Annotated in this window: 3 protein-coding genes and 1 pseudogene; 3 read left to right on the top strand and 1 reads right to left on the bottom strand. The window is 73.0% G+C overall.

What is annotated here, in order from left to right; translation table 11 throughout:
- A pseudogene (locus GTW40_RS15190) lies at window positions 1-407 on the bottom strand (CAP domain-containing protein); the annotation flags it as partial.
- Window positions 408-612: 205 nt separating this feature from the next.
- Here GTW40_RS15190 and GTW40_RS15185 point away from each other — a divergent pair.
- The 3 genes from GTW40_RS15185 to GTW40_RS15175 all read left to right on the top strand — a co-directional run.
- Complete coding sequence (locus GTW40_RS15185) at window positions 613-894, top strand: acylphosphatase (protein WP_161180725.1); 282 nt, start codon at window positions 613-615, stop codon at window positions 892-894.
- 377 nt (window positions 895-1,271) lie between these two features.
- Window positions 1,272-1,475, top strand: a complete 204-nt coding sequence (locus GTW40_RS15180; protein WP_018544743.1) for a hypothetical protein — start codon at window positions 1,272-1,274, stop codon at window positions 1,473-1,475.
- 249 nt (window positions 1,476-1,724) lie between these two features.
- A partial coding sequence (locus tag GTW40_RS15175) for an AAA family ATPase (RefSeq protein WP_161180724.1) occupies window positions 1,725-4,236 on the top strand: 2,512 nt, incomplete at its 3' end.

Raw genomic sequence — 4,236 nt, 5'->3', positions numbered from 1 at the left:
TCCGCGTTGCCCGCCGCGCCGCCCTGCTCGCTGGCCGCGTTGGCGCCGCCGGGCAGGTCGGCCGCCTGTACCTGCTCACCCTCGCTGGCGGTCGTGCCGCCGCCGAGACGGTAGCTCTGGAGTCCGGGCACCACGCCCGCGCCCACCGCGGCGGTACCGAAGGCCACGGCGGCGGAGACACCGAGCAGACCCGTGCGGACCGGCGTCGCGGCCTTCTTGGCGCGCCTGCGGCCCCGCTGGGAACCCCGGCCGTCCATCGGCTCGTCACCGGTCAGATAGACGGGCCCGCGCGGGCCGACGGTGTAGGCCTCGGGGTTCAGATACGGCGCGGTCCCCCGGGGCTCGTGCCCACCCGCATACGAGTGCGGCGCGTCGCTCCCCGCCCCGGCGCGTCGGTGGCGTCCCATCCCCTGCCCTCTTCCTCGTGCTCGCGGTCGGCCGGGCGCCGGAACGGGCCCGATGCCTCCCCCTGGCCAACCCGGCTCACTCGATCGAGTGAGTTTCATATGAGATTCATTGGGTCGGGACGGTACCGCATGGCGCGGGGGACGGGTGTGCCCCGAGAGACATTGGCGGTTGGGTTGCCCCTATGCGTCCGGTTAGGTTGCACCCATGAGCGAGGATGCAAGGCTGGTCGCCTGGGTACGCGGACGCGTCCAGGGTGTGGGTTTCCGCTGGTTCACCCGGGCGCGGGCGCTGGAGATCGGCGGACTGAGTGGCTTTGCTCTCAATCTGGCCGACGGTCGGGTCCAGGTCGTCGCCGAAGGCCCCCGTACCGGCTGTGAGGGACTGCTCGACTGGCTCCAGGGCGAAGACACGCCCGGGCGGGTGGACGGAGTCACCGAGATCTGGGACACACCGCGCGGCGGCTACGACGGCTTCGCCATCCGCTGACCGACCCGCCCCGGACCTCGTCGGCAGGGCCGCCGGTACGTGCCAGGGGCATCTGCCCGGGGGGAAACGGCCTGGTGGTTGCCAAGAAGGGCGCTCCGTGAAAGGCTCCCGGTGTAACGCTGATCGACACACCTCCAGGGCCCCGCAGAGAAGCAGCGCCGTCGGCCACCGGCCGCGCGCCCCGGGTTCGCCCGCCGATACGGGGTGTGATCGTGTTGACCGTCAAACTTTTTGGTGAGACGCTGAAAGCCCCGCGCACCTTAGCTGTTTGGCATGGCGACGCAGAGCAACACTCGAGTGTGCCAAGCACCGCGGGTGCGAATCCCTCACGACCCACACCGCATCGGTCGGTCACTCAGTGTGGAGGACCATCCATCATGGCAAAGGCGCTTCTCGGTTACGTCGGCGGCTCCGACCCTCGACTCCTCGCCGAGATGCGACGGCTTCAGCAGCGCGTCCAGGACCTGGAGTCCGAGCTCGTACGGATCCAGGCGGAGAACGACGCGCTGGCGGCTGCCGCCTCTCAGGACAGGATCATGGAGAGCATCGACGCACACCAGGCGGAGCCTGCGCTCACCTGATCGCCGCATCAGCTCCACGAAAGCACACGCAGCGGTCGGGCCGCCCGTGACAACCGCTCAGGAAGGTTCGGGCACAGGCCGGGAACCGGCTGTCCGAGCCGCAAGGGACGCTTCGGCGTCCCTTCGTACTTTCCCCCGCATCCTTTCAACCGTTTCACCATCTGGTGTGCCCTTCTCGTTCATGTGCGAAACCGTGGGGTTGCGAGTGTCCGTGGAGTGAGATAGCCGCTGCCGGTAAAGTCCGATTGCGTGCATCTCAAGGCATTGACCCTGCGCGGCTTCAAGTCGTTCGCCTCGGCGACCACGCTCCGGTTCGAGCCGGGGATCACCTGTGTCGTCGGCCCGAACGGCTCGGGCAAGTCCAATGTCGTGGACGCGCTCAGCTGGGTCATGGGCGAGCAGGGCGCCAAGTCGCTGCGCGGCGGCAAGATGGAGGACGTCATCTTCGCCGGCACCACGGGGCGCCCGCCGCTGGGCCGCGCCGAGGTGTCCCTCACCATCGACAACTCCGACGGCGCCCTGCCCATCGAGTACGCCGAGGTCACCCTCACCCGCATCATGTTCCGCAACGGCGGCAGCGAGTACCAGATCAACGGCGAGACCTGCCGCCTGCTCGACTTCCAGGAACTCCTCTCCGACTCCGGCATCGGCCGAGAGATGCACGTCATCGTCGGCCAGGGCCAGCTCGACTCCGTCCTGCACGCCGATCCCATGGGCCGCCGGGCCTTCATCGAGGAGGCGGCCGGAGTCCTCAAGCACCGCAAGCGCAAGGAGAAGGCGCTGCGCAAGCTGGAGTCGATGAAGGCCAACCTCGCCCGCGTGCAGGACCTCACCGACGAACTCCGCCGCCAGCTCAAGCCGCTCGGGCGCCAGGCCGCCGTCGCCCGCCGCGCCGCCGTCATCCAGGCCGACCTGCGCGACGCCCGCCTGCGCCTGCTCGCCGACGACCTCGTGACCCTGCGCGAAGCCCTCGGCGCCGAGATCGCCGACGAGGCCGCCCTCAAGGAACGCAAGGAGAGCGCGGCCCGCGAACTGCGCGACGCCCTCCAGCGCGAGGCCCGCCTGGAGGAAGAGGTACGACGCCTCGCCCCGCGCCTCACCCGCGCCCAGCAGACCTGGTACGAACTCTCCCAGCTCGCCGAGCGCGTACGCGGCACCGTCTCCCTCGCCGAGGCCCGCGTCACCAGCGCCACCTCCGCACCCCCCGAGGAACGGCGCGGCCGTGACCCCGAGGACCTGGAGCGCGAGGCCGCCCGCGTCCGTGAGCAGGAGGCCGAGCTGGAGGCCGCCCTCGACGCCGCCCGGCACGCCCTGGACGACACGGTCGCCCACCGCGCCGAACTGGAACGCGCGCTCACCGTCGAGGAACGCCGCCTCAAGGACGTCGCCCGCGCCATCGCCGACCGCCGCGAGGGTCTGGCCCGGCTCTCCGGACAGGTGGGCGCCGCCCGCTCGCGCGCCGCCTCCGCCCAGGCCGAGATCGACCGCCTGGCCGCCGCCCGCGACGAGGCGGCCGAGCGCGCCGCCCACGCCCAGGAGGAGTACGAGACCCTCAAGGCCGAGGTGGACGGCCTCGACGCGGACGACGCCGGCCTCGCCGTACGGCACGAGGAGGCCCGGCACCGGCTCGCGGCGGCGGAGGACGCGCTGAGCACGGCCCGCGAGGCCGCCGCCGACGCCGAACGCCGCCGCGCCGCGACCCGCGCCCGCCACGAGACCCTGGCCCTGGGCCTGCGCCGAAAGGACGGCACCGGCGCCCTCCTGTCGGCCCGCGACCGCCTCACCGGCGTACTCGGCCCCGCCGCCGGACTCCTCACCATCGCCCCCGGCCACGAGACCGCCCTCGCCACCGCCTTCGGCACGGCCGCCGACGCCATCGCCGTCACCGGTCCCACTGCGGCGGTCGAGGCGATCGAACTCCTCCGTAAGCAGGAGGGCGGCCGTGCGGCGTTGCTGCTGGCGGGGGCACCTGAGGAGGAGGACGAGTCCGCCGGCGTTCGTGCCCGTCACCCCTTCGCCGCCGACCTCGTACGCGGCCCCGAGGAGCTGATGTCCGCCGTGCGGCGGCTGCTGCGCGGGATCGTCGTCGTCGGGACGCTGGAGGAGGCGGAGGAAGTGGTGCGGGCGCGGCCCGGGCTGACTGCCGTCACCGCCGAGGGGGATCTGCTCGGGGCCCACTTCGCGCAGGGCGGCTCGGCCGGTGCGCCGAGTCTGCTTGAGGTGCAGGCGTCCGTGGACGAGGCCGCCGCCGAGCTGGTGGAGCTGGCCGTACGCTGCGCGGAACTGGAGCGGGCACGGGAGACGGCCGTGGAGGAGCGGACCGCGAGTGCCGCGCTCGTGGAGGAGCTGGGGGAGCGGCGGCGGGCCGCCGACCGGGAGAAGTCGGGCGTGGCCCAGCAACTCGGCCGGCTCGCCGGGCAGGCGCGCGGGGCCGTGGGCGAGGCGGAACGCTCCGCCGCGGCGGCCGCCCGTGCGCAGGAGGCGCTGGAGCGGGCCGTACAGGAGGCGGAGGAGCTGGCCGAGCGGCTCGCCGTGGCCGAGGAGATGCCGGTCGAGGAGGAGCCCGACACCTCCGTACGGGACCGGCTCTCGGCGGACGGCGCCAACGCGCGGCAGACCGAGATGGAGGCGCGGCTCCAGGTCCGTACGCACGAGGAGCGGGTCAAGGGGCTCGCCGGGCGGGCCGACTCGCTTGACCGGGCCGCCCGCGCGGAGCGCGAGGCACGCGCGCGGGCCGAGCAGCGCAGGGCCCGGCTGCGGC

The organism is Streptomyces sp. SID4985 (assembly GCF_009863025.1).
Lineage (GTDB): Bacteria > Actinomycetota > Actinomycetes > Streptomycetales > Streptomycetaceae > Streptomyces.
This window is presented reverse-complemented; position numbering and strand designations above follow the sequence as displayed.